Below are 23,524 nucleotides of genomic sequence, written 5' to 3' on the forward strand. Positions count from 1 at the left end.
GAGACACCCGGATGTGCCTGAGCTGCGGCTGCGGCGAGCCTGACGACGACCACGGCAATCCCGACCACATCACCTGGACGGATCTGCGAAAGGCCTCCAGGGCCGCGGACATCAGTCCGGCGCAGGCCGCGGACAACATCAGGTCCGGGACGCAGTCCCTCGGCACGCCGCCTTCCTGACCGCCGGGCCCCGGCCGCGCGCCCGGCGAGGAGAGCGGGCCGTTCTCCCCTGGTTGAAACAGGTGGAAGCCGCCGCCAGACCGATATTTATGGAGAGTGACCAAGTGACAACACCGGTCAAGAGGATCACCATGTCCAAGCCGTTCTGCGCCCTCGCCGGCGTCGGCCCCTACGCCCTGGCCAAGGCCGGCGAGGTGTACGAGGACATGGCCGTCCGCGGCCGCAGGCTCGTCAGCAGGATGAGCCGGGAGGCCGCGCAGGAGTTCGAGGAGACCGCGCACGAGCTGGAGGACCTGTCCAGGTCCGCTCGCCAGGCACAGGAGAGGGAGAAGGAGCCCGTCGGCCAGACGACCGGCCGGGCCCGCGCCACCACGACCACCAGGGGCTGACGCCCGTCCGACGGGGCCGTGAGGCACGCGCGTCCGGCCACGCCGCCGGTCACCGCGGGCACACCGCGGGCAGACCGCGGGCACCGGCCTGGCCGGAACGCGCGGCGGCCCCGCTCTCCCGGTTCCGGGCTTTCCGATCGCGGCGGCGACGACATCGTCGCCGCCGCGATGTTCCCGGTCCGGGGCTGTCCCCGTTCCGGAGCCGGTCCGGGGAGCGGCGCCGCCGCACCGGCCTACGTCAGTGCGTGTCAGCGTCAGTGTGTGCCCGTGGTGTGTGCCCGTGGTGTGTGCCCGTGGTGTGTGCCCGTGGTGTGTGTCAGTGGTGGAAGCTCGTCGCGGCGTCCGGGCCGAACACGGGGGCGGGCTGCTTGTGCAGCCAGGGCAACAGGCTGCGAAGGTCGTCCGCCAGGCGGTCGGCCAGATCGAGCGAGAAGCCGTTGCGGCACACCACCCTCAGCACGTGCAGGTCGTCCCGGTTGGGCGGGAAGGGGTAGGCCGGCACCAGCCAGCCCCACTCCCGCAGTCGCCGTGACACGTCGTAGACGTTGAACCGGGTGACGTCCTCGCCGGTGGTGAAGGCGAACACCGGCAGTTGGTCGCCCCGCGTGAGGAGCCGGAAGCAGCCGAGGCCCTCGATCCGCTCGGCGAGATGGGTCGCCACCCGCCGGAGGGCGCCCTGCACCTCGCGGAACCCCTCGTAACCGAGCCGGAGGAAGTTGTAGTACTGCGCGACGACCTGCGATCCGGACCGGGAGAAGTTGAGCGTGAACGTCGCCACGTCTCCGCCGAGGTAGTCCACGTGCTCCACCAGGTCACCGGGGAGCGCGTCCCGGTCCCGCCACAGGATCCACCCGAGCCCCGGGTAGACCATCCCGTACTTGTGCCCCGAGACGTTGATGGAGGCGACCCGCGGAAGGCGGAAGTCCCACACCAGGTCCGGTTCGAGGAAGGGGGCGATCATCCCGCCCGACGCGGCGTCCACGTGCACGGGCACGGACCACCCGGTGCGTTCCTCGAGCGCGTCGAGCGCCGCGCAGATGCCGGCGATCGGCTCGTAGCTACCGTCCATCGTGGAGCCCAGGACGGTGACGACGCCGATGGTGTTCTCGTCGCAGTGCCCGGCGGCCTCCTCGGCGCCCAGGTGGAACCGGTCGCCCTCCATGGGGACCATGCGGGGCTCCACCTCCCAGTAGTTGCAGAACTTGTGCCAGCACACCTGGGTGTTGACGCCCATGACCAGGTTGGGCCGCGCCCCGGCGGAGTAGCGGCCGGTGTTGCGCCGCATCCAGCGGCGTTTGAGCGCCATCCCGCCGAGCATGCACGCCTCGCTGGACCCGACGGTGGAGGTCCCCACCGAGGCGTCGGGGTCGGGGGCGTTCCACAGGTGGCCGATCATCGGGATGCAGCGCTGCTCCAGCTCGGCGGTCGCGGGATACTCGTCCCTGTCGATGAGGTTCCTGTCGGCCGTGTCGCCCATGAGCGCGTGCGCCTCCGGCTCCATCCAGGTGCTGACGAACGTGGCGAGGTTCAGCCGCGGGTTCCCGTCGAGCATCAGCTCGTCGCGGATGAGCCGGGACACGGTGGCGGGTGCCGTGGGCCCCTCCGGCAGCCGGCGCCGGGGAGGGACCGCCGTGATCCCGGAGGCGGGGTCGGTCGCCCCGAACAACGGGTTGACCCATACCGGCCGCTGCCTGACCTGCCTGCCTTCCCGTGGAGTCACCGTCCGCTCCTCTCCGTCTCGAGTCATTCAGGGCGTAACTGGTCTGAATGGGTGCATATCGAAAAAACTCGGTTTGACGACCGTGTACGTCGACTCCGGAACCTCCAGCCACATGCCGGGCAGGTCACGCAGGGGCTCGGACACGACGAGCCGCGCGTCGTCGGAGAGATCCACCGACCCGAACACCTCCGGATGCAGGTGCCGGAGAGTCTGGGTGTTCGCGCTGTGGAAGAGCGACCGCGAACGACCGTCGCTGGAGTAGCGGAAAGACCACACGCACTCCCCGTTCGACGCGGCCAGCGACATCTGGAGCGGGTTGTCCACGTCGTGCCGGCGCGCCGTCCGCTCCACGAGACCGGCCATCCGCTCCACCGCCCCCGGCGGGTCCTCGCGCAGCCCCAGCGTGAGCGCCAGGAAGAACATGACCTCCGAGTCCGTGGACCCCTCGATCGCCGGGAACAGGTCCGGGGCGACGGCCAGGACGAGATCCCGTTTGAGACGGCCGAACTCGCAGATCGCGCCGTTGTGCATCCACAACCAGGGGCCGTACCTGAACGGATGGCAGTTCGTCTGCTGTATCGCCGTTCCGGAGGACGCGCGCACATGCGCCATGAACAGCGGCGACTGGACGTGGCGGGCGAGTTCGCGGAGGTTGCGGTCGCCCCACGCGGGCTTGGTGTCCTTGAACACCGCGGGCGGCACGCCGCCGTCGCTGTAGTAGCCGACGCCGAACCCGTCGCCGTTCACCGTCTCCTCGCCGTACCTCGCGTGGAGACTCTGGTCGATCAGTGAGTTCTCCGGCTCGTAGAGCAGTTTCTCCAGGGCGATCGGCGAGCCGGTGTAGGTCAGCCAGCGGCACATGTGTCCTGTCCCCCCGTCACAGCGGTCCCGCCGCCTCAGCCCCGTCACATCGGCCGGCGTCCCGTGCGGGCGGGGCCGCGGCGGTACGACCCGCTTCCGCTCGATCGGCTCCGGGCTCGTCGGACGCCCGACGATCGAGCCTCATCGCCACGGCCCCCTCTGCCTGCCGTTCCCATCCGCGCCGGTTGTACGCGCGGTGAGGCTCTCCGCTCGGGCGGAGGGGGAGGGGGCTCGGCGTCAGCGGGTGCGCGGCCACGCCCCGTCGTAGTGGTAGCCCAGCTTCTCGATGTCCAGGACGCCCGCTACCGTGTCGCCGTACCGCGGCAGCCGGCTCTCCTCGGTGACGTTCCCGTACGCCGACCGGATCGGGGCACCGGGATGCCGGGAGCGCCACATGTGCCACAGCAGGTCGCCGAAGCAGGCGACGACCCAGTAGAGGGGGTCGTTCGGGGCGGCGGGCTGGGCCAAATCGCCGCCGATGCCCATCTGCACCGCTCCGATGTGGATTTCCAGCTGCATGTTGAACACCTGGAAACTCGGATTCTTCAGCATGTTCGCGATGACCTCGGGGGTGCCCCACGCGGGAATCGTCTCGCCGTCGGCATAGGAACGCCGGAGCGGATGAGTACGCGGGATCTTGGCGGTCCACCCCGCGAACGCGCCGTCGATCACGGCGTGATCGCGCGCGGCGCTTCCGTTCCCCCCGAAATACTCCTTCGACAGCACCGCCGAGCGCGCCGGCGCCCGGCCGTCGAGGGGCCAGTCCCAGTACGGCACGGACACGGCCGGATCGACGCGCCGGAGTTCCCGCTCGAAGTGCAGGAGGTATCTGCGCTGCCAGGGCAGGAAGTAGCCGTTGGCATGGGTGGCCGCGAAGCCGTCCGCGTAGGTCCCGACCAGCGCGTCGTAGGTTCCCCGCGCCTTGAGCGCGCGCACCGCCCGGACGAACGCCGCCCACTGCGCGGTGGTCATGTCGCCGACCCGCCGGCGGGTGGTCATGTCACCGGCCCGTCGGCCTGTGGTCATGTCGCCGACCCGTCGGCGGGTGGTCATGTCACCGGCTCGTAGGCGGGCCGGCGGCCGGGCCGGGTCCGCGTGCGCCGCCGTCCCGCCCGTCCCCAGCGCCATCGCCGCCGTGCCCCACAACGCCGATGCCAGCATCTCCCGCCTGCTCGGCCCCCGCATTTCCGCCCCCCGGATTTCGCCGCGTCCCGTGGCCTGGTCCGACCGGCGCAAAGACTAGAACGAGAAAGCCGCCGGGCCGTGAATTTCGGGCCGTGTCGGCCGCGGGACAAAGCGCCCGTGGCGGTGGCGGTGGTCGTGGCGGTGAGTCGGAGCGGGGCGTGGGTGGCCGCTGCGGCGACGAGCGTGGGCCGGGGCGTCGTGGGCGGTCTTGTCGGTGCGGTGTGCCACTGTAGGAAGCGTGCGCCGCATCCACCCCTACTCCGAGGACGAGCCGGACATCCCCGCCGCCTACGCCTACCCGCGCGACCACTGGCTGCGCCTCAACATGGTGGCCAGCGCCGACGGCGCGGCCTGGGTCGAGGGCCATTCGGAGGGCCTGTCCGGCCGGGCCGACAAGCGGATCTTCGGACTGCTGCGCGGCCTGGCCGACGTGGTGCTGGCCGGGGCCGCGACGGTCCGCACGGAGGGATACCGCCCGGCCCGCCCCCGAGAGTCGTGGCGGGCCCTGCGGGAGGGCAGGCCCCCGGCGCCGCCCATCGCCGTCGTCACCCGCCGCCTCGACCTCGACCTCGAGGCCCCGCTGTTCACCGAGACCGAGCCGTACGCCCGGACGATCGTGATCACGACGGAGTCGGCGCCGAAGGACCGGCGCGAGGAGGCGGCGGGGCGGGCCGACCTGATCGTCGCGGGCGACGAGGCGGTCGATCTCGCGACCGCCGTGAGCGAGCTGCGCGACCGGGGGCTCGGCCGCGTCCTGTGCGAGGGCGGCCCCCGGGTGAACGCGCAGCTCGCCGCCGCCGGCCTGGTCGACGAACTGGCGCTGACCGTGAGTCCGCTGCTGACCGGCGGCGACGCGGCGCGCATACTGGACGGCGTCGCATCGCACACGCCGCTGACCCTCGCCCAGGTGCTCGAGGAGGACGGCTTCCTCTTCTGCCGATACATCAGGGAGACGCAGGATGAAGCTTCCGGTTGAGCCGCAGATTCCCGACCTGGAGCTGCCGGTCGTGCCGCCGGTCGCGCCGATGCTCGCCAAGGCCGTCAAGGCGCTGCCGAAGCAGGACGGCACGCTCTACTACGAGCCGAAGTGGGACGGCTTCCGCTGCATCGTCTTCCGGGACGGCGACGAGGTCTTCCTGGGCAGCAGGAACGAGCGGCCCTTCACGCGCTACTTCCCCGAGCTGGTCGAGGCCGTCAGGCGGGAGCTGCCGCCCAAGTGCGTGGTGGACGGCGAGATCGTGCTGATCAGGGGACAGTCGCTCGACTTCGACGCGCTGCAGCAGCGCATCCATCCCGCCCAGTCGCGGGTGCGGCTGCTGGCCGAGAACACGCCCGCGTCGTTCGTCGCCTTCGACCTGCTCGCCACCGCGACGGAGGACCTCATGGAGGCGCCGTTCTCCGAGCGGAGGGCGCGGCTGGAGGAGACGCTGGCGGGCGCGGGCCGGTCCGTACGGCTCACGCCGGTCACCCAGGACGAGGGCCGGGCCGCCGAGTGGTTCGACGCGTTCGAGGGCGCCGGACTCGACGGCATCGTCGTGAAGCCGGGCGACCAGCCGTACACGCCGGACAAGCGCGTGATGTTCAAGGTCAAGCACGAGCGGACGGCCGACTGCGTGGTGGCGGGTTACCGCGAGCACAAGTCCGGGCCGGTCGTCGGGTCGCTGCTGCTCGGGCTCTACTCACCGGACGGCCGCCTGCACCATGTGGGCGTCGCGGCGTCGTTCCCGATGAAGCGCCGTGAGGAGCTCGTCGAGGAGCTCGCGCCGTACCGGGTGCGGGACCTGAGCGAGCATCCGTGGGGACACTGGGCCGAGGTCGCCGCGGGCGGCGCCGAGGGCCAGCGCCTGCCCGGCGCCGTGTCGCGGTGGAACGCCAAGAAGGATCTGTCGTTCATCCCGCTGCGGCCCGAACGGGTGGTCGAGGTGGCCTACGACCACATGGAGGGCGACCGGTTCCGCCACACCGCCCAGTTCCGCCGCTGGCGGCCGGACCGCACTCCCGCGTCCTGCACCTACGAGCAGCTCGACCGCCCGGTGAGCTACGACCTCGACAAGATCCTCGCCCGCTGACCGTCCCGCCGCGGCACCGGGCGCGCCACGCGCGCGGCGTACGGCCCGGTCCTGGCCGGTTCTGGCCGGGGCGGCGGGTCAGCCGGTTAGGGCGCGGACGGCGGCGGTGACGACGACGGCGACCGCGACGATCACCAGGAACGGCGCGCGCAGCAGCAGGGCCACGGCCGCCGCCGCGAGCCCGGCGGCCCGGGCGTCGACGACGAGCGTGCCGCCGTCGGCGAAGGTCTGCAGGGCGATCAGCGCGGCCAGCGCCGCGATCGGCACCAGCGCGGCCAGCCTGCGTACGAGCGGCCGTTTGAGCACCGCCGCCGGCACTGAGAGCCCGAGGAGCTTCACCGCGTAGCACCCGGCGGCGGTGACCACGATCGCGGCCCAGATCATCGGCGTCCTCCTTGAGGCGAGCGGCGGGCACGGCGGCGGGCAAGGAGCCGGGACACGGCGAGCACGGCCGGTGCGGCGAGCACGGCCACCAGCACCGGCACGCCCGCGGGCACGAACGGCACGCAGGCGAGGGCCAGCACGACGGCCAGCGCCGCCACCGACGCCTCCTGCCGCGGGAAGGCCGTGCTCCCGGACGTGCTCCCGGACGTGCTCCCGGACGTGCTCCCGGACGTGCTCCCGGACGTGCCCCGGGACGTGCCTCCGGGCGTACCTGTGCCCGCCGGGCCCGTCTTCGCGACCGGCCGCTCGCCGGCAACGCCGCCGGGGACGAAAGCATCGGGCCCGGAGGCATCGGGCCCGGAAACGTCGGGCGCGGAAACATCGGGCGCGGCGGAGCGGCCCCGGAGCATGGGGAGGAGCAGGGCGAGGAAGACGGCCGGGCCGGCGACGTCGAGCCCCCAGGCCGCCGGGTCGCCCAGCGCGGAGGCGCCCAGCGCGCCCAGGAACGTGGTGATGTTCCAGCCGGCGTACAGGCTGGCCCCGGTGACCGTGAACCCGAGCCGGGCCAGGCGCCGGTCGGACTGGGCCAGGGCCACGGCGGAGGTCTCGTCGATCACCCACTGCGCGGCGAACGGACGGACCGCCGCGGGGAGCCCCAGCAACTGCGACAGCCGCAGCCCGTAGAAGGCGTTGCGGACGCCGAGCAGCAGCGCCCCGGCCGCGGCGGCGAGCGGGTTCCCGCCGGTGCCGAGCGCGCCCACCAGCGCGAACTGGGACGCCCCGGTGAACACGAACAGCGACAGCACGCAGGTCTGCACGACGCTCATCCCCGCGCCCGCCGAGGTGACGCCGAACGCGAAGCCGGACAGGCCGACGGCCGTGCCCACCCCGAGGGCGTCCCGCACCACCGCCGCCCGGGGCTTCGGCGGCAGGCCGGCCTGCACTGATGTCCTGGTCACCCGCCTGAGGGTAACGAACTGGGCGGGATAGTCCCTTATGGGGGTCAGTGCCGCGTTCGTCCCAACGGTCACGCGGGGCGGGCACAACGGGTCCACCACAGACCCGCCGAGGCGGCCCGCGCACGGCCGTACGGTGCCCACCCGGGACCGGCCGCCCATGCGCGGCGCGCGTAGATCAGCCGGCGCAGACCAGGATCTGCATGGACCGGTCGGCGACGCAGACCTTGGCCCCGGCGGGCAGGCTCTCCTCGGCGTACGGGTCGTCGTGGACGCTCTCGTCGGCGGTGTCGAGGACGGGACGCCAGGCGGCCCCCAGCTCCGCGCCGGGAAGGGCGAACGTCAGGCTCTCGTGGTGCGCGTTGATCAGCAGCAGGAACGTCTCGTCCCTGATCCGCTCGCCGCGCGGGCCGGGCTCGCCGATCGCCTCGCCGTTGACGTACACCCCCAGCGATTTCGCGTATCCCGTGTGCCAGTCGCTGTCGGCCATCTCCGTGCCCGAGGGCGTGAGCCAGACGATGTCCCTGCTGCCGCCCCCGACCGTGCGGCCGTGGAAGAACCGGCGCCGCCGGAACACGGGATGCGCCCGTCGTAAGGCGGCCAGGCGGCGGACGAAGTCCAGCAGGTCGTCCTCCTGCCGCAGCAGCGACCAGTCGATCCAGGAGACGTCGTTGTCCTGGCAGTAGGCGTTGTTGTTGCCGTGCTGGGTGCGGCCGAACTCGTCGCCCGCCAGCAGCATCGGCACGCCCTGGGACACGAACAGCGTGGCGAGGAGGTTGCGCCGCTGCCGCCGGCGCAGCCGCACGATCGCCGGGTCCTCCACCGGGCCCTCGGCGCCGCAGTTCCAGGAGCGGTTGTCGTCGGTGCCGTCGCGGTTGCCCTCGCCGTTGGCCTCGTTGTGCTTGTGGTCGTAGGAGACGAGATCGGTGAGGGTGAACCCGTCGTGGGCGGTGACGAAGTTGATCGAGGCCACCGGGCGGCGGCCGCTGCTGGCGTACAGGTCGCTCGACCCGGCCAGGCGCGAGGCGAACTCGGGCAGCGTCTGGGAGGCGCCACGCCAGAAGTCCCGCACGGAGTCGCGGTACTTGCCGTTCCACTCGGTCCACAACGGCGGGAAGTTGCCGACCTGGTAACCGCCGGGGCCGACGTCCCACGGCTCGGCGATCAGCTTGACCTGCGAGATCACCGGGTCCTGCTGGATGAGGTCGAAGAACGCGCTCAGCCGGTCCACGTCGTGCAGCTCCCGCGCCAGGGCGGCGGCGAGGTCGAAGCGGAAACCGTCCACGTGCATGTCGAGCACCCAGTAGCGCAGCGAGTCCATGATCAGCTGGAGCGCGTGGGGCGAGCGGACGTTCAGCGAGTTGCCGCACCCGGTGTAGTCGAGGTAGTAGCGGCGGTCCTCCTCGCGCAGGCGGTAGTAGGCGACGTTGTCGATGCCGCGGAAGCCCAGCGTCGGGCCCATGTGGTCGCCCTCGGCGGTGTGGTTGTAGACCACGTCGAGGATCACCTCGATGCCCGCCTCGTGCAGGGCGCGCACCATCGCCTTGAACTCCTGGACCTGCTCCCCGCGCTGCCCGGAACTGGCGTACGTGTTGTGCGGCGCCATGTAGGCGATCGTGTTGTAGCCCCAGTAGTTGGTCAGCCCCCTGGCCACCAGGAAGTGCTCGGGAACGAACTGGTGGACGGGCATGAGCTCGACCGCCGTGACGCCGATCGACAGGAGGTGGTCGATCACGGCCGGGTGCGCGAGCCCGGCGTAGGTGCCCCGCTGCCCCTCCGGGACGGAGGGATGGCGCATGGTCAGGCCGCGCACGTGCGCCTCGTAGATCACCGTCTCGTGGTACGGCGTGCGGGGCGGCCGGTCGTTGCCCCATTCGAAGAACGGGTTCACGACCACGTTCTTCGGCATGTACGGCGCGGAGTCCTCGGTGTTGAGCCGGCCGGGGTCGGCGAACTGGTAGGAGAACAGCGACTGGTTCCACCGCACCGAGCCCTCGATCGCCTTGGCGTACGGGTCGAGCAGCAGCTTGGACGGATTGCACCGGTGCCCGTGCTCGGGCCGGTAGGGCCCGTGCACGCGGAAGCCGTACCGCTGTCCGGGCATGATCCCCGGCACGTACCCGTGCCAGACGAACCCGTCGACCTCGGGCAGATCGACGCGGGTCTCCCCGCCTCTGTCGTCGTACAGGCACAGCTCGACCCGCTCGGCCGCCTCCGAGAACACCGAGAAGTTGGTGCCCACACCATCCCAGGTGGCGCCGAGCGGGTAGGGCTCTCCAGGCCAAACCTCGCGCATGTAACCTCATTCTCCACTGCCGGGGCGAATCGTGCACCCGCGACGACCCCTGCTCTCGCCCGGGAACGCGGGAGCCCCCGCCGGACCGGGTCCGGCGGGGGCTCCCCGCTGACGCTCAGCCGACGAGTTCGGCCTTGAGGCTGATCGTCGTGCCGGCGAGCGCCTTGCTCACCGGGCAGTTCGCCTTGGCCGTCTCGGCGGCCTGCTGGAAGTCCTCGGCCGAGATGCCGGGCACCTGGGCCCGCACGGAGATCACGATGCCGGTGATGCCCTCACCGGGCTGGAAGGTCACGTCCGCCCGGGTCTCGACCGACTGCGGCGGGGTGCCCGCCTGGGCCAGGCCGTGGGACAGGGCCATCGAGAAGCACGAGGAGTGGGCGGCCGCGATCAGCTCCTCCGGGCTCGTCTTGCCGTTGGCCTGCTCGGCCCGGGAGGGCCAGGAGACGTCGAAGGTGCCGACGCCGGAGGAGTCGAGCGAGACGGTGCCCGAACCGTCGAGCAGCGCGCCCTTCCACTGCGTCGTCGCGGTACGAGTGGTCGCCATGGCGATATCCCTTCAGTAAGCGGAGCCTATCCACAGTGACCTTAACGCCGCCGCCGGTGCGCCGGGCTCACCGGCATGGCCGGTCGGCTCACGCCGGCGCCGCGCGGTCGAGGATCGCATCGAGGTCGAGGCCGGTCGGCAGCGTGCCGAAGGCGCGCCCCCAGTCGCCGGACAGGCGCGAGGCGCAGAACGCGTCGGCCACCGCGGCGGGGGCGTGCCGTACGAGCAGGGACGCCTGCAGGACCAGCGCCATCTCCTCGGCCACCCGGCGCGCGTCCGCCTCTCCCGCCGAGGCGAGCGTCTTGAGCGCCCGCTCGGCCGCGTCGGCGACCCGTCTGTCCTCGGCCGCCGCCACCTCGGCGAAGAACGCCTCGACCGCCTCCGGCTCCCTGGCCAGCACCCGCATGAGGTCGAGGGCGGCCACGTTGCCCGAGCCCTCCCAGATGCCGTTCAGCGGCGACTCGCGGAACAGCCGGGGCATCTGCGACTCCTCGACGTAGCCGTTGCCCCCGAGGCACTCCAGCGCCTCGGCCGCGTGGACCGGCGCCCGCTTGCACACCCAGTATTTGGCGGCGGCGAGCGCGGCCCGCCGGAACAGGCCCTCGGCCGCGTCGCCCCGGATCGCCCGGTCGGTCGCCCCCGCCAGGCGCGTCATGAGCGTGGTCGCCGCCTCGGACTCCAGCGCCAGGTCGGCGAGCACGGAGCGCATCAGCGGCTGCTCGGCCAGCGTCCGGCCGAACGCCTCGCGGTGACGGGCGTGGTGGAGCGCCTGCGTCAGCCCGTACCGCATGCCGGCGGCCGAACCGATCACGCAGTCGAGCCTGGTCATGTTCACCATCTCGATGATCGTGCGGACGCCCCGGCCCTCCTCGCCGACGAGGAAGGCGACGGCGCCGTCGTACTCGACCTCGGCGGAGGCGTTCGACCGATTGCCGAGCTTGTCCTTCAGCCGCATCAGCCGCATCGCGTTGCGGGTGCCGTCGGGCAGCACGCGGGGGAGCAGGAAGCACGACAGCCCGCCCGGGGCCTGCGCCAGCACCAGGAACACGTCGCACATCGGGGCGGAGTTGAACCACTTGTGGCCGGTCAGGGCGAAGCTGCCGTCGCCCAGCGGCTCGGCACGGGTGGTGTTGGCCCGCACGTCGGAGCCGCCCTGTTTCTCGGTCATCGCCATCCCGGCCAGCACGCCCCGCTTCTCCTGCGGCGGGCGCAGCCCGAAGTCGTACGTCCGGGAGGCCAGCAGCGGCTCCCACTCCGCCCGCAGCGACGGCGAGTGCCGCAGCGCGGCCACGGCGGCGTACGTCATGGAGATCGGGCAGCCGTGCCCGGCCTCGACCTGGGACCAGGTGAAGAACTTGGCGGCCCTGGCGACGTGCGCCCCCGGCCGTGCCGACGTCCAGGGGGCGGCGTGCGCGCCGCTCTCGACCGCGACCGCCATGAGCTCGTGCCAGGCCGGGTGGAACTCGACCTCGTCGATCCTGTTGCCGTACCGGTCGTGGGTGCGCAGGACGGGCGGGTGCTCGTTGGCCAGCCGCCCCCACTCCTGCGCCTTCGCCGAGCCGGCCAGCAGGCCGAGCTGACGCAGCTCTCCGGTCGCCCAGTCCGCCCCTTCCCTGGCGAGCCCCTCCAGCAGCGCGTGATCGGCCGAGACGTCGTGGCCGGTCAGCTGGGGCACCTGGTTGGTCACGTCGTGGGTCACTGGGTCCTCCTGCGGTCGATGCCGTGACTCGTCCATGCGGGACGTCCACGATGCGGGGAGTCCGTTATTGCTGGGACTCCATCTCAACACTCCGCGCGGCCGGGACAAACACCGGGCGGAGTCCGGGTCCGGTCAGGCGCCCGAGATCTCCAGACCGAGCTCCTGGGCCGCCTCCAAGGCGAGATCGCGCGCGTAGTCCTGGTCGGCCCCCGCCTCGCACAGCACCCGGTGGATGCCGTCGAGCGCGCGCCGGTCCCCGCGCCCGGCCAGGCCCCGCGCGGCCTCGGCCACCGTCGTCAGATCGCGGTCCGCCAGCCGCGTGATCAGGGCGTCCCTGATGCGGGCGGTGTCGGCGGACAGGCCCGCGATACCCATCGTCGCCCAGTCGCGCACCTCGTCGTCGGGGCACTCGCTCAGCCGGATCAGCGTGGCCAGCCCGTCCTCGTCGTCCGGAGGCAGGACCGCGGCGAGCGCGATGGGATCGTGGGCGGTCGGCTTCCGGCCCGGGCTGTTGACGATGCTCAGCACCTCGGGGAGCGCCCGCTCGTCGGCGTGGTGGCCGAACGCGTGCAGCAGCGCCTCGACGACCGCCGGCTCGATCTCTTGCCGGGCCATGTCGCGGAGGATCGTCAGAGTGCGGTCCCGGTCGGGAGCGCGCCCCGCGTCCCGGCCGGGCCCCGATTCCTGGCCGATCCACGTCTCCCGCACCGCCTCCCGGCCGGGCCGCGTCTCCTGGCCGAACTCCGCGAGCACGTCGACACCGAACTCCCGCTCCACCGGGTCGTCGCTCTCGCACAGCCGGGCCAGCGCGAGGAAGGTCTCCTCATCGTGGCGGGACTGCAGCGCGTGGACGGCGGCCCACCACGTCTCGTCGTCCTCGTCCAGGTCGCGGTACGGCAGCACGCGCCTGAGGAGCGCATCCGCGGGCGGCCGCAGGCCGAGCGCCGACTCCAGGACCGTCGCGACGGCGGCATGCCCGCGCTGGCGGGTGATCGAGTAGCCGCCGTCGGCGCCTCGCGCCTCGACCGTGACCCGCCGGGTGCCGTCCGGCGCGGAGCCGTGCGCCACCAGCACGGTGTGCTCGCCCTCCACCCTCGCGGAGACCTCCTCGCGCAACATGGCTTCGAGATCCACCGCCGCGAGGCGTGTGGCGATCTCCAGCGGGGTCGCGCCGTCCCAGCCGGGCGCGGACGGGTCGGCGCCGTGCTCGAGCAGCGACCAGACGATCCCGTACGCCCCGAAGATCGCGGCCAGCGTCAGCGGGGTGTCGCCGTCGTCGTCGGCCCGGCCGGGGTCGGCCCCCGCGTCGAGCAGGATGTCGGCCGACTCGAGGTTGCCGTTGGCCGAGGCCCACAGCAGGGCCGTCCAGCCGCCCTCCTCCGCCGCGTCGGGGTCGGCGCCGCCGTCGAGCAGCGCCTGCACGGTCTCGGCGTGGTCCCAGCACGCCGCGGCGCAGAGCGGAAGGCCCTCCTCGTGCCCCCCGCTCGGCCGGTCGGGGTCGGCGCCGTACTCCAGCAGCAGCCTGACGATGTCGTGGTGACCGGCGACGGCCGCCCGGTAGAGCGGCGTCGTTCCCTGAGCGGGGTTCACGGCGGTGTCCGGGTGCAGCATCGCCGCCACCCGCGCGACGTCCCCTCCCGCTATCGCCTCGAGCAACCTGCTGCGGGTCACGTTTCCATGCTCACACAGCCCCGGGCGGCGTCGTCGTCAGGGATCGTCCTCCCGCCGCACCCCGGGGACGGTTGCGGGATCGTTCCCGAGGAGGATGGGGGAGCGGCGCCGGCCGGGATACGGTGAAGGGCGTGACTGATCCGGGTGGAATGCGGGCATCCGACGCCGAACGCGAGTCCGTGGTGGAGCGACTGCGGGTGGCGTCCACGGAGGGACGGCTGACCCTCGCCGAACTGACCGAGCGTACCGAGGCCGCCTACCTGGCGCAGACCCACGGCGAACTCGCCCAGATCACCGCCGACCTGCCGGGTGCCACCCCCGTCTCCACCCCCGTCTCCGCCCCCGCTCCTGTGGCGCCGGCCGCCCCGCTCAGCAGGGCGCGCAAGTGGATCGTGGCGGTGATGGGCGACGCCAAGAGGACCGGCACGTGGCGGATCGACGACGGCCTCGGCGCGGTCTGCGTGATGGGCGACGTGGTCCTCGACCTGCGCGAGGCCGAGGTGCGCGGGCGTGAGGTGGACATCGTCGCCACCTGCGTGATGGGTGACGTGAAGATCATCGTGCCGGACGGCGTCGACGTCCAGCTCTCCGGCGTCACGATCATGGGGGACAAGAAGGTCCAGGTGGTCGAGGCCCCGCGTGGCCAGTCCGCTCCCGTCGTCAAGGTCACGGCGTACGTGCTCATGGGCGACGTGAAGATCATCGGCGACTCCCGGGCCAAGCCGATCAAGCGCGGCTGGCACGCGTGGAGCGAGTGGTGGCAGGAGCGCCGCCGGAGCCCGGGCTACGGCGGATACGACCTCCCCGACCGCCGCCACCACGGCCTGCACTGATCCGGGCCTCCCTGGTCCGGCCGGCCCGCCGTGCCCGGCGGCGAGTTCCTTCGCGGCATGAATGAAAATTTCACCACGGGTAACGCCGATCCGTTGAGCCGCCTCGCGACAACGCCCAGTCAGCCCACGCTCGGAATCATGGGGTCGACGCGAACGGGTGCGCCGGGCGCTTGACAGTGGCGCTCTGTCTCGTATTTGCTCCGCCCGACACCACCGCCACCCACCCCAACGGAGAGGGGCTCGACCGGCAGACAGAATGTGAGCGTTAACAACGGGACGCCCCGCGCGGAAGCGACCGGATTGCCTGCGACCCCCGCGGCACCACGTCACGGCTGCCCCTTACGGGCCACGCATCGAGGTCCGGCACGCCCGACCGGCGATGTCGGCGCCGCCAAGCATCACCTCCGAGCCGGGCCGGCCCTCGGCGAACCCCCTGCACAGTCTCTTGGCGAGCCGCCTGCGACCTGGCAGGCGCACTACCGGGCTGGAGCTCCTCGGCGCCTCCACCCCGGAAACCGCGGGGCTTCACTCCACCACGGTGGCCGGCGCCCGGGGTGAGGCGTTCTATGTCAGAGCTCGACAAGGAGGAACACAACGGTGCGAAGACATGTGAGTGAGTCTCCGGAACACGGTGCCGCCGGCGGACTCGGGCCGCGGCCAGGCCGGGGACGCCGCTTGATGCACCGCATGATGGCCGCGACGGTGGTCGTCCTCGGGCTGCTCTCGGTGACCATCGCGACTCACACGGCATCGGCCGCCGACAATCCCTATCAGCGGGGTCCCGACCCCACCCTGGCCAGTGTGTCGGCCACCCGGGGGACGTTCGCCACCGCGCAGGTCAGCGTGCCGGCCGGGAACGGCTTCGCCAGCGGTGTGATCTACTACCCGACGGACACCAGCCAGGGGACCTTCGGCGGCGTCGCGATCGTGCCGGGCTACTCCGCCCTGTTCGCCAACGAGGAAGCGTGGATGGGCCCCTGGCTCGCGTCCTTCGGCTTCGTCGTGATCGGGATCGAGACCAACAGCCGCACCGACAGCGCGGACGCCCGGGGAACCCAGCTGCTCGCCGCGCTGGACTACCTCACCCAGCGCAGCGCGGTGCGCGACCGGGTCGACCCCAACCGGTTGTCGGTGATCGGCCACTCCGCGGGCGGAGCCGGCGTCCTGTCCGCGCTGCTCCGGCGGCCCACGCTGAAGGCCGCGGTGGGGCTCGCGCCCGGCTCGCCCGTCGGGGACTACAGCCTGTACAACGACCGCGTGCCGACGATGTTCATCTCCGGTGAGAGGGACACGACCGTCACGCGGTCCTACCTCAACGGGCTGTACACCACGATCCCGGCCTCGACGCCGAGCGCGTGGGTGGAGATCACCGGCGTGGACCACCTGTTCGCGACCCGCGCGAACACCACCGAGATGCGGGTGCTGATCCCCTGGTTGAAGATCTTCCTGGACAACGACACCCGGTACACCCAGTTCCTGTGCCCGCAACTGGCGGACCCCGGCAACGTCTCGATGTACCGGAACAAGTGCCCGTACGTGCCGCCGGGCGGATCGTCTCCGTCAGCGAGCCCGTCCACGTCTCCGTCCGCCAGCCCGTCGACATCGCCATCCGCGAGCCCGTCGGTCTCGCCGTCGCCGTCGCCGTCGCCGTCGCCGTCCGCCAGCCCGTCGACGTCGCGCGCCTGCACGGCGAGCTACCGTACGGTGAACTCGTGGTCCGGGGGCTTCCAGGGCGAGGTCACGGTGACGGCGGGCACTTCGGCGATCAACGGGTGGACCGTCGGCTGGACGCTGAGCGGCGGCCAGACGATCAACCAGTTGTGGAACGGCACGCTGAGCGCCAACGGCTCCGCGGTCAGAGTGACGAACGTTTCGTACAACGGCTCGATCCCCGCGTCCGGCTCGAGCACGTTCGGCTTCCTCGGCACCGGTACGCCGTCGAACCCCACCCTCACCTGCACCAGCCCGTGATCCCTGCCGGCACGCCGTAGCGTGTTCAGAGTGAGCGCGGCGGACCCCGGAGCCGATGACGGCCCGCCGCGCTTCGCCGCCTTCGGCCTCGCACGGCTTCGCAGGGCTACCACCGTCGACGGCCCGGGCGCGGGCACGCACGCGACAGGCGTGATCCCACTGTGGCGTCAGGCGGCCTCGGAGGCGGCGCGCACGGCCTGGGCGTGCCGTTCGAGCAGGAGCGCGGCCAGTTCGGGGGCGGGACCGAGGACGCCGGCCACGGCGTGCGCCCCGGCCTCCAGGGCGTCGCGCTCCACCTTGTCGGCGAAATAGCCGGGGGCCAGCAGGTACGGCGCCACCACGACCCTCGGGGCGCCCGCACGCGTCAGCCGTACGACCTCGTCCGAGGGCGTGGGGGCCGTGGCCGAGGCGTAGGCGGCGGTGACCGACCACCAGGGGCGGGTGCGCGCCCACTCACGGGCGACGGCGGCGATCGTCGCGTTCGCCCGGCGGTCGCTGGAGCCGGCCGAGACGAGCACCACGGCCGTCTCCGGGTCGCCGATCTCCACGCCGGCCTCGGCGAGGCGGCGTTCGAGGGCCCGGACGAGCAGCGGATGCGGGCCGAGTGTGGGGCCGCAGACGGCCCGCAGGCGCGGGGCGCGGCCTGCCGCCTCCCGCAGCGCCGCCGGGATGTCCACGCGGCTGTGGTAGGCGGCGGTGAGCAACAGGGGGAGCACGACGGCCTCGTCCAGCCCGGACAGCGCCTGCGGCAGCGAGGGCGTGGCGTGGTCGAGATAGGCGGCGCGGACGTCCAGGCCGGGCCGCGCCCGCCGTACGCCGTCGAGCAGCGCCTCCACGGTCGCGGCGGCGCGCGGGTCGCGGGACCCGTGCGCCACCGCGACCAGCGGCGCGCCTTCGTGCGGGACGGTCACAGGTGGATGCCGCATTCGATCTTGCCGAGGCCGGCCCAGCGGCCGCTGCGCGGGTCCTCGCCCGGCGCCACGCGGCGGGTGCAGGGGGCGCAGCCGATCGAGGGGTAGTCGTCGTAGTGCAGCGGGTTGATCAGGACCCCGTTGTCGGCGATGTAGTTGTCGACGTCCTCCTGGGTCCACCGGGCGATGGGGTTGACCTTCACCATCTGCCGCTTGGCGTCCCACTCCACGACCTTGGTGTTCGCGCGGGTGGGCGACTCGTCGCGGCGGATGCCCGACACCCAGGCGAGGTACGGCTCCAGCGCCCGGTTGAGCGGCTCGACCTTGCGCAGGTAGCAGCACAGGTCGGGGTTGCGCCCGTACAGGCGCGGCCCGAGGTCGCGGTCCTGCTCCTCGACGGTCCTGGACGGCTTCACGTTGATCACGTTGACCTGGTAGACCGCCTCGACCGCGTCCCGGGTGCCGATGGTCTCGGCGAAGTGGTAGCCGGTGTCGATGAACAGCACGTCGACGCCGGGCTTGACCCTGCTGACCAGGTCGATCAGCAGGGCGTCGCTCATCGACGAGGTGAGACAGAGGCGGTCGCCGAAGGTGGCCGCGGCCCAGCGGATGATCTCCCGGGCGGGCGCGTCCTCAAGGAAGCGCGCCGCGGACTCCACGATGCCCTGGAGGTCCAGCGTGACCCGCTGCCGCTCCAGTCCTGCCTCTATCTCCGCCACCGACATCGTTACTCCTCACACGTCGTTCACTGATTCATCGGATGATTGGACGAAAGCCTTCGGGGATCACGAACGCACGCCGAGGCCGAGGAATTTCACCCGGAAGGCGCGGGCGCAGGACCTGCAGTACCATCCGTGGCTCTCCTCCTCGGTCACGTAGGGCTCCAGGTCCTCCTCGCCGCAGTACGGGCAGTAGAACGGCGCCGCCCTCTCGGTCGTCACTTGAGGTCGGCCTCGTCGGCGCGCTTGACCCATTCGGCGAAGGACTCGCCCTCGTTCTTCTGCTTCTCGTAGTTGCGTACGACCCGCTCGACGTAGTCGGGCAGGTCCTCGGCCGTGGTCTTGAGGCCGCGGACCTTCCTGCCGAAGCTCGGGCTCAGGCCGAACGAGCCGCCCAGGTGCACCTGGTAGCCCTCGACCTGCTCACCCTTGTCGTTGACCACGAGCTGGCCCTTGAGGCCGATGTCGGCCGTCTGGATGCGGGCGCAGGAGTTCGGGCAGCCGTTGATGTTGATGGTCAGCGGCTCGGCGAAGTCCGGCAGGCGCCGCTCCAGCTCGTCGATCAGCTCCGACGCGGCGTTCTTGGTCTCCACGATCGCGAGCTTGCAGTACTCGATGCCGGTGCAGGCCATCGTCTGGCGACGGAACGTGGAGGGGTTGACCCGCAGGTCGGCGGCCTCCAGCTCGGCCACGATGGACTCCACCCGGTCGGGCGCGACGTCGAGGATGACCATCTTCTGCTCGACCGTCGTCGCCACCCGGCCGGACCCGTGGCGCTCGGCGATGTCGGCGATGCGGTGCAGCAGGTCGCCGCTGAGCCGGCCCACCCGGGGCGCGAAGCCGACGTAGTAGTTGCCGTCACGCTGGAGGTGGACGCCGACGTGGTCGCGCCGGTCTCCCCGCGGCGCCGCGGGGGCCGGGCCGTCGGGCAGCTCGTACTTGAGGTACTCGGTCTGCAGCACCTCGCGGAACTTCTCCGGGCCCCAGTCGTTCATCAGGAACTTCAGCCGCGCCCTGCCGCGCAGCCGGCGGTAGCCGTAGTCGCGGAAGATGCCGGTGACCCCGGCCCACACCTCGTGCGCCTGCTCGGGCCGGACGAACACGCCGAGCCGCTTGGCGAACATCGGGTTGGTCGACAGGCCGCCGCCCACCCACAGGTCGAAGCCGGCCTCGCCCTGCTCGTTCTGCACGCCGACGAACGCGATGTCGTTGATCTCGTGGACCGTGCAGTGCGCGGCGCAGCCGCTGATCGCGGTCTTGAACTTGCGCGGCAGGTTGGAGAACGCCGGATCGCCGATGTACCGCTCGCGGATCTCCTGGAGCTGGGGCCGTCCGTCGATCACCTCGTCGGCGTCGATCCCCGCGAGGGGGCAGCCGAGCATGCCGCGCGGGGTGTCGCCGCACGCCTCGGTGGTGGACAGGCCCACGGCCTCCAGTCGCGTCCACATGTCCGGCACCGACTCGATCTCCACCCAGTGGAGCTGGATGTTCTGCCGGTCGGTGACGTCGGCGGTGCCCCTGGCGTAATCGTTGGAGACGTCGGCGATCACCCGGAGCTGCTCCAGGCTGAGCTGGCCGCCGTCGGTCCGGATGCGGATCATGAAGTAGCGGTCGTCGAGCTCCTCGGGCTCCAGGACGGCCGTCTTGCCGCCGTCGATGCCCGGCTTGCGCTGGGTGTACAGGCCGTACCAGCGGAAGCGGCCGCGCAGGTCGGCGGGGTCGATGGAGTCGAAGCCGCCCTTCGAGTAGATGTCGATGATGCGCTGGCGGACGTTCAGCCCGTCGTCGGCCTTCTTGTTCTCCTCGTTCTTGTTCAGCGGCTCACGGTAACCGAGAGCCCACTGACCTTCGCCACGCGGGCGCTTGTGATGGCGGTTCGCCGGGCGGGCCGGGGTGCTCATGGGCACACGTCCTTCTCCGAGGCTCGGTCTGAGATCGGTGTTCGGCGGGACCCGGCGCAGGCGGCCTCTCACCTCGCCGTCGAGTGTGAGGGCATACGAAAACGACGCCTGGCCGAGCGCCCGAATGGATCAGCGGAGGGCGACGGTCAGCCGGCGTCGATACAGATCGCGCTACGGACACGCAGGAGATCGACGTGGCGTCGCACGACGAGCAACGGGTCCGCTGGCATGTCCCAAACGATACCTCTGAGATCCTGGATGTCCAAGTTCGTGTCCAGGATGCGGGATTGTGACGGCAATGTGACGCGGGGTCGTCACCCCTTGCGCATCCAGTTCTCCGGCGGCTCGGCCTCGCGGTCCCTCTCGGACGGCTCCTGGTGCTGGCAGTCGCACCAGGACCCGCCGCGGCACTCCTCGTGCCGGTGCTCCCTGCACGCTGGGCAGATCATGTCTCCATTGTTCACCCCCTGTCACGGGTGAATGACAAGGGGGCACGGTGAACGGTTCGTGAGCGATCCTCGCGAGAGGAGGGCAGGGGCCCCTATTCTGGGCGGCGACAATCCGCTCGCAGGTCACGTACTAAGCGCCCCGGCAGCGGGTACAGCCCAGTTCTCATGACCGATTGGGTGCCATGACCTCCACGGACGCGCCGTCGCGCAGGCCTCGGCGCAACACGCGCAAGGGCATGACGATCGCCCGGGCGCGCCTGACGTGGCTGCGCGACACGAACATCTGGTCCCTGGTCAAGGCGACCACGATGGCCGGCGTCAACTACCGGGTGACCGGCCTGGCGGGCGAGGCGGCGTTCTTCGCGCTGCTGTCGCTGCCGCCGTTCGTGCTCGGGCTGCTCGGCGTCATGGGCCATCTCAGCGGGTGGATCGGCGAGTCCACCGTCGGTGAGATCAGAGGCTGGGTCGTGGCCCAGTCGGAGCTGCTGTTCACCCACAACACCGTCGAGCGGGTCGTGAAGCCGCTGCTCGCCGACGTGCTGAGCGGCGGGCAGGTCTCGCTGATCTCCGTCGGCTTCCTGCTGTCGCTGTGGTCCGGCTCCCGTGCCCTGTTCGTCTACGTGGACCTGATATCCATCGCGTACGGGCTGGGGGAGACCCGGGGGATCATCCGCACCCGGGTGCTGTCGTTCTTCCTCTACCTCGCCGCGCTGCTGATCGGGCTGGTCGTCATGCCGGTCCTGGTCATCGGGCCCACCCTGATGTCCAACGCCCTGCCCAGATACGCCGTGCTCGTGAACGTCCTCTACTGGCCCGTGGTCGTCATCGGCTCGGTGCTGGTGCTCACCGTGCTGTACCACGTGAGCGTGCCGCACCGGACGCGCTGGTGGCGCGAGACCCCGGGGTCGGTGCTGGCGCTGGTGATCTGGATCGTGTGCGCCGCGTTCCTGCGCGAGGTGCTGGCGGCCTGGTTCACCCCGCTGTCGATCTACGGCTCGCTCGCGGCGCCGATCGCCGTGCTGCTGTGGCTCTACATCACCGCGCTCGCCGTGCTCATCGGGGCGACCCTGAACGCGGAGGTGGACCGGCTGTGGCCGCTCGGCGGTGCCAGCAGGGACGAGCACCATCACCGCAAATCCGGTAAAGGCTGATCCATACCGACAGCGGTGGAAGGATGGCGTCGATGGACGCGCAGCCTTCCGCCGGCGACCCCACAGCGACCCACCGGCGCACGATCGGCCCCTATGTCCCCGTACGCCGCCTGGGGGAGGGCGGCATGGGCATCGTCTATCTCGCCAGGGACCCGCGGGGCCGCCAGGTGGCCCTCAAGGTCATGCGATCGGAGCTGGCCACCCAGGAGGAGTTCCGGGCCCGGTTCCGCAAGGAGGCGGAGGCCGCCCAGCGGGTCGCCAGGTTCTGCACCGCGCCGCTCCTCGACGCCGGGCGGGACGGCGACCGGCACTACCTCGTCACCGAGTACGTCGACGGCCCGGACCTGTCGTCGGTCATCGACGCGCAGGGCCCGCTGTCCGGTTCCAACCTCGACGCGCTCGCCGTCGGCGTCGCGACCGCCCTCGCCGCCATCCACGGGGCGGGGATCGTGCACCGCGACCTCAAGCCGTCCAACATCCTGCTCTCGCCCCTCGGCCCCCGGGTGATCGACTTCGGCGTGGCCCAGCTCGCCGACACGCTGGCCGAGCGGACCGGGACCGTGATCGGGACGCCCAGTTACATGTCCCCGGAACAGGCGCGCGGGGAGCCGGTGACCTCCGCGGCCGACGTCTTCGCCTGGGGCTGCGTGATCGCGTACGCCGCGACCGGCAGGCCGCCGTTCGGCGGCGGCGCCGCGCCCGAGGTCCTCTACCGGGTCGCGCACCACGTGCCGTACCTGACCGGGCTCGACGAGCGCCTGCGGCCCCTGGTCGAGCAGGCGCTGGACAAGGACCCCGGCCGGCGGCCGAGCGCCCAGCGGCTCCTCGACCGGCTGCTCGGCCGGGAGGAGGTGGCGGTCGAGGCCGCCACGAGGATCGTCAGCGACATCTGGGCGACCCCCGCCGAGACGACCCGCCGTGCGGGCGCCGCGGGGGACGGCGCGAAGGCGGGCGGCACGGAAGCCGGCACGGAAGCCGGCACGGACAGGCGGGGCGGCCGCCGCTGGGCGCCGGTGGCGGCGGTCTGCGGGGCGCTCGCGGTGGCCGCCGCGGTCCTGATCTTCGCACTGCGTCCTTTCGGCGGCGGGACGACGCCGCCGAAAGGCCCGCTGGCGTCCAGGGACATCAAGGTCAACGGGCATCCGCTCCACGTCACGGTCGACGCCGTGAAGCGCCGCGGGACCTCGGTGACCGTCCAGTGGACGGTCACGATGACCGGCAGCGAAGGATCGTGGTGGCCGAGGGACCTGTTCGGCGACGAACTGTCCGGCGCGGGCCTCGTGGACCCGCCCAGCGGGTCGAAGTTCCTGCCCGCGCGCAAGGACGACCGCTGCGTGTGCGTCGCCCTTCCGGCCCAGTGGCTGCATCCGGGTGACGTGCTCCCTCTCTGGGCCACGTACACCGGCGTACCGCAGGACCTGGAGACGATCGGGGTCGACGTCCCCGGGTTCGGGCTCTTCGCCGACGTTCCGATCTATGACGGCTGACCGGACCGCCGCCGTAGTCCGTACAGTCCGGGAATTCGACGCGAAAGACTGATCTATCCGCCACCATTAGGCAGGTGACGACGCCGATTCCTCCCACTGACGACGCGTCGACGTCCCCGGCGTCGCCGCGGCCCTCGATCGGGGGTTAC

22 protein-coding genes are annotated in these 23,524 nt (G+C 71.8%); 7 read left to right on the plus strand and 15 right to left on the minus strand.

From position 1 onward, the window contains the following. Nucleotides 1-283 precede the first annotated feature (283 nt). Nucleotides 284-568 carry a hypothetical protein gene (locus HHX30_RS06185; protein WP_169980283.1) on the plus strand — a complete coding sequence of 95 codons (285 nt, stop codon included), beginning with the start codon at nucleotides 284-286 and terminating at the stop codon, nucleotides 566-568. Nucleotides 569-884: 316 nt separating this feature from the next. Here the strand turns inward: HHX30_RS06185 and HHX30_RS06190 are convergent, their stop codons facing one another. The 3 genes from HHX30_RS06190 to HHX30_RS06200 all read right to left on the minus strand — a co-directional run bounded on the left by HHX30_RS06190 (nucleotide 885) and on the right by HHX30_RS06200 (nucleotide 4,334). After that, a complete protein-coding gene (locus HHX30_RS06190) occupies nucleotides 885-2,288 on the minus strand; it encodes a glutamate decarboxylase (protein ID WP_211591635.1) in 1,404 nt (467 codons plus the stop codon). A gap of 27 nt (nucleotides 2,289-2,315) precedes the next feature. After that, nucleotides 2,316-3,149 (minus strand): class II glutamine amidotransferase, encoded by an 834-nt coding sequence (locus tag HHX30_RS06195; RefSeq protein ID WP_169980287.1) that lies wholly within the window; start codon nucleotides 3,147-3,149, stop codon nucleotides 2,316-2,318. Between the two features lie 237 nt (nucleotides 3,150-3,386). After that, a complete protein-coding gene (locus HHX30_RS06200; protein ID WP_211591636.1) occupies nucleotides 3,387-4,334 on the minus strand; it encodes a tyrosinase family protein in 948 nt (315 codons plus the stop codon). Between the two features lie 238 nt (nucleotides 4,335-4,572). On the opposite strand from HHX30_RS06200, the gene HHX30_RS06205 reads away from it, so the two are divergent. Next, nucleotides 4,573-5,310: a pyrimidine reductase family protein gene (locus tag HHX30_RS06205; protein ID WP_169980291.1), complete on the plus strand. Its 738-nt coding sequence runs from the start codon at nucleotides 4,573-4,575 to the stop codon at nucleotides 5,308-5,310. Nucleotides 5,311-5,326: 16 nt separating this feature from the next. Then, the gene (locus HHX30_RS06210) at nucleotides 5,327-6,403 is read left to right on the plus strand and encodes an ATP-dependent DNA ligase (RefSeq protein WP_169980750.1); all 1,077 of its coding nucleotides are present in this window, start codon (nucleotides 5,327-5,329) and stop codon (nucleotides 6,401-6,403) included. A 78-nt stretch (nucleotides 6,404-6,481) separates the two neighbouring features. On the opposite strand, the gene HHX30_RS06215 is transcribed toward HHX30_RS06210, so the two are convergent. From HHX30_RS06215 to HHX30_RS06245, 6 genes are all read right to left on the minus strand, one after another. Then, nucleotides 6,482-6,787, minus strand: coding sequence for an AzlD domain-containing protein (locus HHX30_RS06215; protein ID WP_169980293.1), 306 nt, complete (start codon nucleotides 6,785-6,787; stop codon nucleotides 6,482-6,484). After that, nucleotides 6,784-7,746, minus strand: a complete 963-nt coding sequence (locus HHX30_RS41345; RefSeq protein ID WP_311922134.1) for an AzlC family ABC transporter permease — start codon at nucleotides 7,744-7,746, stop codon at nucleotides 6,784-6,786. The genes HHX30_RS06215 and HHX30_RS41345 overlap by 4 nt, the downstream gene beginning before the upstream one ends. A 175-nt stretch (nucleotides 7,747-7,921) precedes the next feature. After that, nucleotides 7,922-10,039, minus strand: a complete 2,118-nt coding sequence (gene glgX / locus HHX30_RS06230) for a glycogen debranching protein GlgX (RefSeq protein WP_169980295.1) — start codon at nucleotides 10,037-10,039, stop codon at nucleotides 7,922-7,924. A gap of 115 nt (nucleotides 10,040-10,154) precedes the next feature. After that, complete coding sequence (locus tag HHX30_RS06235) at nucleotides 10,155-10,583, minus strand: OsmC family protein (RefSeq protein WP_169980297.1); 429 nt, start codon at nucleotides 10,581-10,583, stop codon at nucleotides 10,155-10,157. A gap of 88 nt (nucleotides 10,584-10,671) precedes the next feature. Beyond that, entirely contained in the window at nucleotides 10,672-12,318 is a 1,647-nt protein-coding gene (locus HHX30_RS06240; protein WP_169980299.1) for an isovaleryl-CoA dehydrogenase, read from the minus strand. 96 nt (nucleotides 12,319-12,414) lie between these two features. Beyond that, on the minus strand, nucleotides 12,415-13,953 hold the full coding sequence (locus HHX30_RS06245; protein WP_311922135.1) for an ankyrin repeat domain-containing protein: 1,539 nt from the start codon (nucleotides 13,951-13,953) through the stop codon (nucleotides 12,415-12,417). A 131-nt stretch (nucleotides 13,954-14,084) separates the two neighbouring features. Here HHX30_RS06245 and HHX30_RS06250 point away from each other — a divergent pair, with 131 nt between their 5' ends. Together HHX30_RS06250 and HHX30_RS41350 are read left to right on the plus strand one after the other, a co-directional pair. Continuing rightward, nucleotides 14,085-14,786 carry a DUF1707 domain-containing protein gene (locus tag HHX30_RS06250; RefSeq protein ID WP_169980301.1) on the plus strand — a complete coding sequence of 234 codons (702 nt, stop codon included), beginning with the start codon at nucleotides 14,085-14,087 and terminating at the stop codon, nucleotides 14,784-14,786. A 678-nt stretch (nucleotides 14,787-15,464) separates the two neighbouring features. Then, nucleotides 15,465-16,757, plus strand: coding sequence for a cellulose binding domain-containing protein (locus HHX30_RS41350; RefSeq protein WP_169980303.1), 1,293 nt, complete (start codon nucleotides 15,465-15,467; stop codon nucleotides 16,755-16,757). 167 nt (nucleotides 16,758-16,924) lie between these two features. Here the strand turns inward: HHX30_RS41350 and HHX30_RS06260 are convergent, their stop codons facing one another. The 6 genes from HHX30_RS06260 to HHX30_RS42525 all read right to left on the minus strand — a co-directional run bounded on the left by HHX30_RS06260 (nucleotide 16,925) and on the right by HHX30_RS42525 (nucleotide 20,737). Next, nucleotides 16,925-17,683: a sirohydrochlorin chelatase gene (locus tag HHX30_RS06260; RefSeq protein ID WP_169980305.1), complete on the minus strand. Its 759-nt coding sequence runs from the start codon at nucleotides 17,681-17,683 to the stop codon at nucleotides 16,925-16,927. Then, on the minus strand, nucleotides 17,665-18,393 hold the full coding sequence (locus HHX30_RS06265; RefSeq protein WP_030505395.1) for a phosphoadenylyl-sulfate reductase: 729 nt from the start codon (nucleotides 18,391-18,393) through the stop codon (nucleotides 17,665-17,667). The genes HHX30_RS06260 and HHX30_RS06265 overlap by 19 nt, the downstream gene beginning before the upstream one ends. Nucleotides 18,394-18,453: 60 nt before the next feature. Continuing rightward, complete coding sequence (locus tag HHX30_RS06270; RefSeq protein WP_169980307.1) at nucleotides 18,454-18,642, minus strand: Insertion element protein; 189 nt, start codon at nucleotides 18,640-18,642, stop codon at nucleotides 18,454-18,456. Further along, complete coding sequence (locus tag HHX30_RS06275) at nucleotides 18,606-20,288, minus strand: nitrite/sulfite reductase (protein ID WP_169980309.1); 1,683 nt, start codon at nucleotides 20,286-20,288, stop codon at nucleotides 18,606-18,608. Before HHX30_RS06275 ends, HHX30_RS06270 begins: the two co-directional genes overlap by 37 nt. Nucleotides 20,289-20,434: 146 nt before the next feature. Beyond that, a complete protein-coding gene (locus HHX30_RS43675; RefSeq protein WP_357054749.1) occupies nucleotides 20,435-20,518 on the minus strand; it encodes a putative leader peptide in 84 nt (27 codons plus the stop codon). A gap of 84 nt (nucleotides 20,519-20,602) precedes the next feature. Next, nucleotides 20,603-20,737 carry a hypothetical protein gene (locus tag HHX30_RS42525; protein ID WP_259401018.1) on the minus strand — a complete coding sequence of 45 codons (135 nt, stop codon included), beginning with the start codon at nucleotides 20,735-20,737 and terminating at the stop codon, nucleotides 20,603-20,605. Between the two features lie 182 nt (nucleotides 20,738-20,919). Between HHX30_RS42525 and HHX30_RS06280 the strand changes: the two genes are divergently transcribed. Both HHX30_RS06280 and HHX30_RS40535 read left to right on the plus strand, forming a co-directional pair. Continuing rightward, entirely contained in the window at nucleotides 20,920-21,888 is a 969-nt protein-coding gene (locus HHX30_RS06280) for a YihY/virulence factor BrkB family protein (protein WP_169980311.1), read from the plus strand. Nucleotides 21,889-21,920: 32 nt separating this feature from the next. After that, complete coding sequence (locus HHX30_RS40535; protein ID WP_211591637.1) at nucleotides 21,921-23,375, plus strand: serine/threonine-protein kinase; 1,455 nt, start codon at nucleotides 21,921-21,923, stop codon at nucleotides 23,373-23,375. Nucleotides 23,376-23,524: the final 149 nt, after the last annotated feature.

Source organism: Microbispora sp. H10836 (assembly GCF_012999525.1).
In the GTDB taxonomy this organism is placed as follows: Bacteria; Actinomycetota; Actinomycetes; order Streptosporangiales; family Streptosporangiaceae; genus Microbispora.

Bases quoted from the DNA above. Each gene is read 5' to 3' on its own strand.
- HHX30_RS06195 (WP_169980287.1), bottom strand. From the start codon at position 3,149: ATGTGCCGCTGGCTGACCTACACCGGCTCGCCGATCGCCCTGGAGAAA.
- HHX30_RS06200 (WP_211591636.1), bottom strand. From the start codon at position 4,334: ATGCGGGGGCCGAGCAGGCGGGAGATGCTGGCATCGGCGTTGTGGGGC.
- HHX30_RS06215 (WP_169980293.1), bottom strand. From the start codon at position 6,787: ATGATCTGGGCCGCGATCGTGGTCACCGCCGCCGGGTGCTACGCGGTG.
- glgX (WP_169980295.1), bottom strand. From the start codon at position 10,039: ATGCGCGAGGTTTGGCCTGGAGAGCCCTACCCGCTCGGCGCCACCTGG.
- HHX30_RS06235 (WP_169980297.1), bottom strand. From the start codon at position 10,583: ATGGCGACCACTCGTACCGCGACGACGCAGTGGAAGGGCGCGCTGCTC.
- HHX30_RS06240 (WP_169980299.1), bottom strand. From the start codon at position 12,318: ATGGACGAGTCACGGCATCGACCGCAGGAGGACCCAGTGACCCACGAC.
- HHX30_RS41350 (WP_169980303.1), top strand. From the start codon at position 15,465: ATGCACCGCATGATGGCCGCGACGGTGGTCGTCCTCGGGCTGCTCTCG.
- HHX30_RS06260 (WP_169980305.1), bottom strand. From the start codon at position 17,683: ATGCGGCATCCACCTGTGACCGTCCCGCACGAAGGCGCGCCGCTGGTC.
- HHX30_RS06265 (WP_030505395.1), bottom strand. From the start codon at position 18,393: ATGTCGGTGGCGGAGATAGAGGCAGGACTGGAGCGGCAGCGGGTCACG.
- HHX30_RS06270 (WP_169980307.1), bottom strand. From the start codon at position 18,642: ATGGGTCAAGCGCGCCGACGAGGCCGACCTCAAGTGACGACCGAGAGG.
- HHX30_RS06275 (WP_169980309.1), bottom strand. From the start codon at position 20,288: ATGAGCACCCCGGCCCGCCCGGCGAACCGCCATCACAAGCGCCCGCGT.
- HHX30_RS43675 (WP_357054749.1), bottom strand. From the start codon at position 20,518: ATGCCAGCGGACCCGTTGCTCGTCGTGCGACGCCACGTCGATCTCCTG.
- HHX30_RS42525 (WP_259401018.1), bottom strand. From the start codon at position 20,737: ATGATCTGCCCAGCGTGCAGGGAGCACCGGCACGAGGAGTGCCGCGGC.
- HHX30_RS06280 (WP_169980311.1), top strand. From the start codon at position 20,920: ATGACCTCCACGGACGCGCCGTCGCGCAGGCCTCGGCGCAACACGCGC.
- HHX30_RS40535 (WP_211591637.1), top strand. From the start codon at position 21,921: ATGGACGCGCAGCCTTCCGCCGGCGACCCCACAGCGACCCACCGGCGC.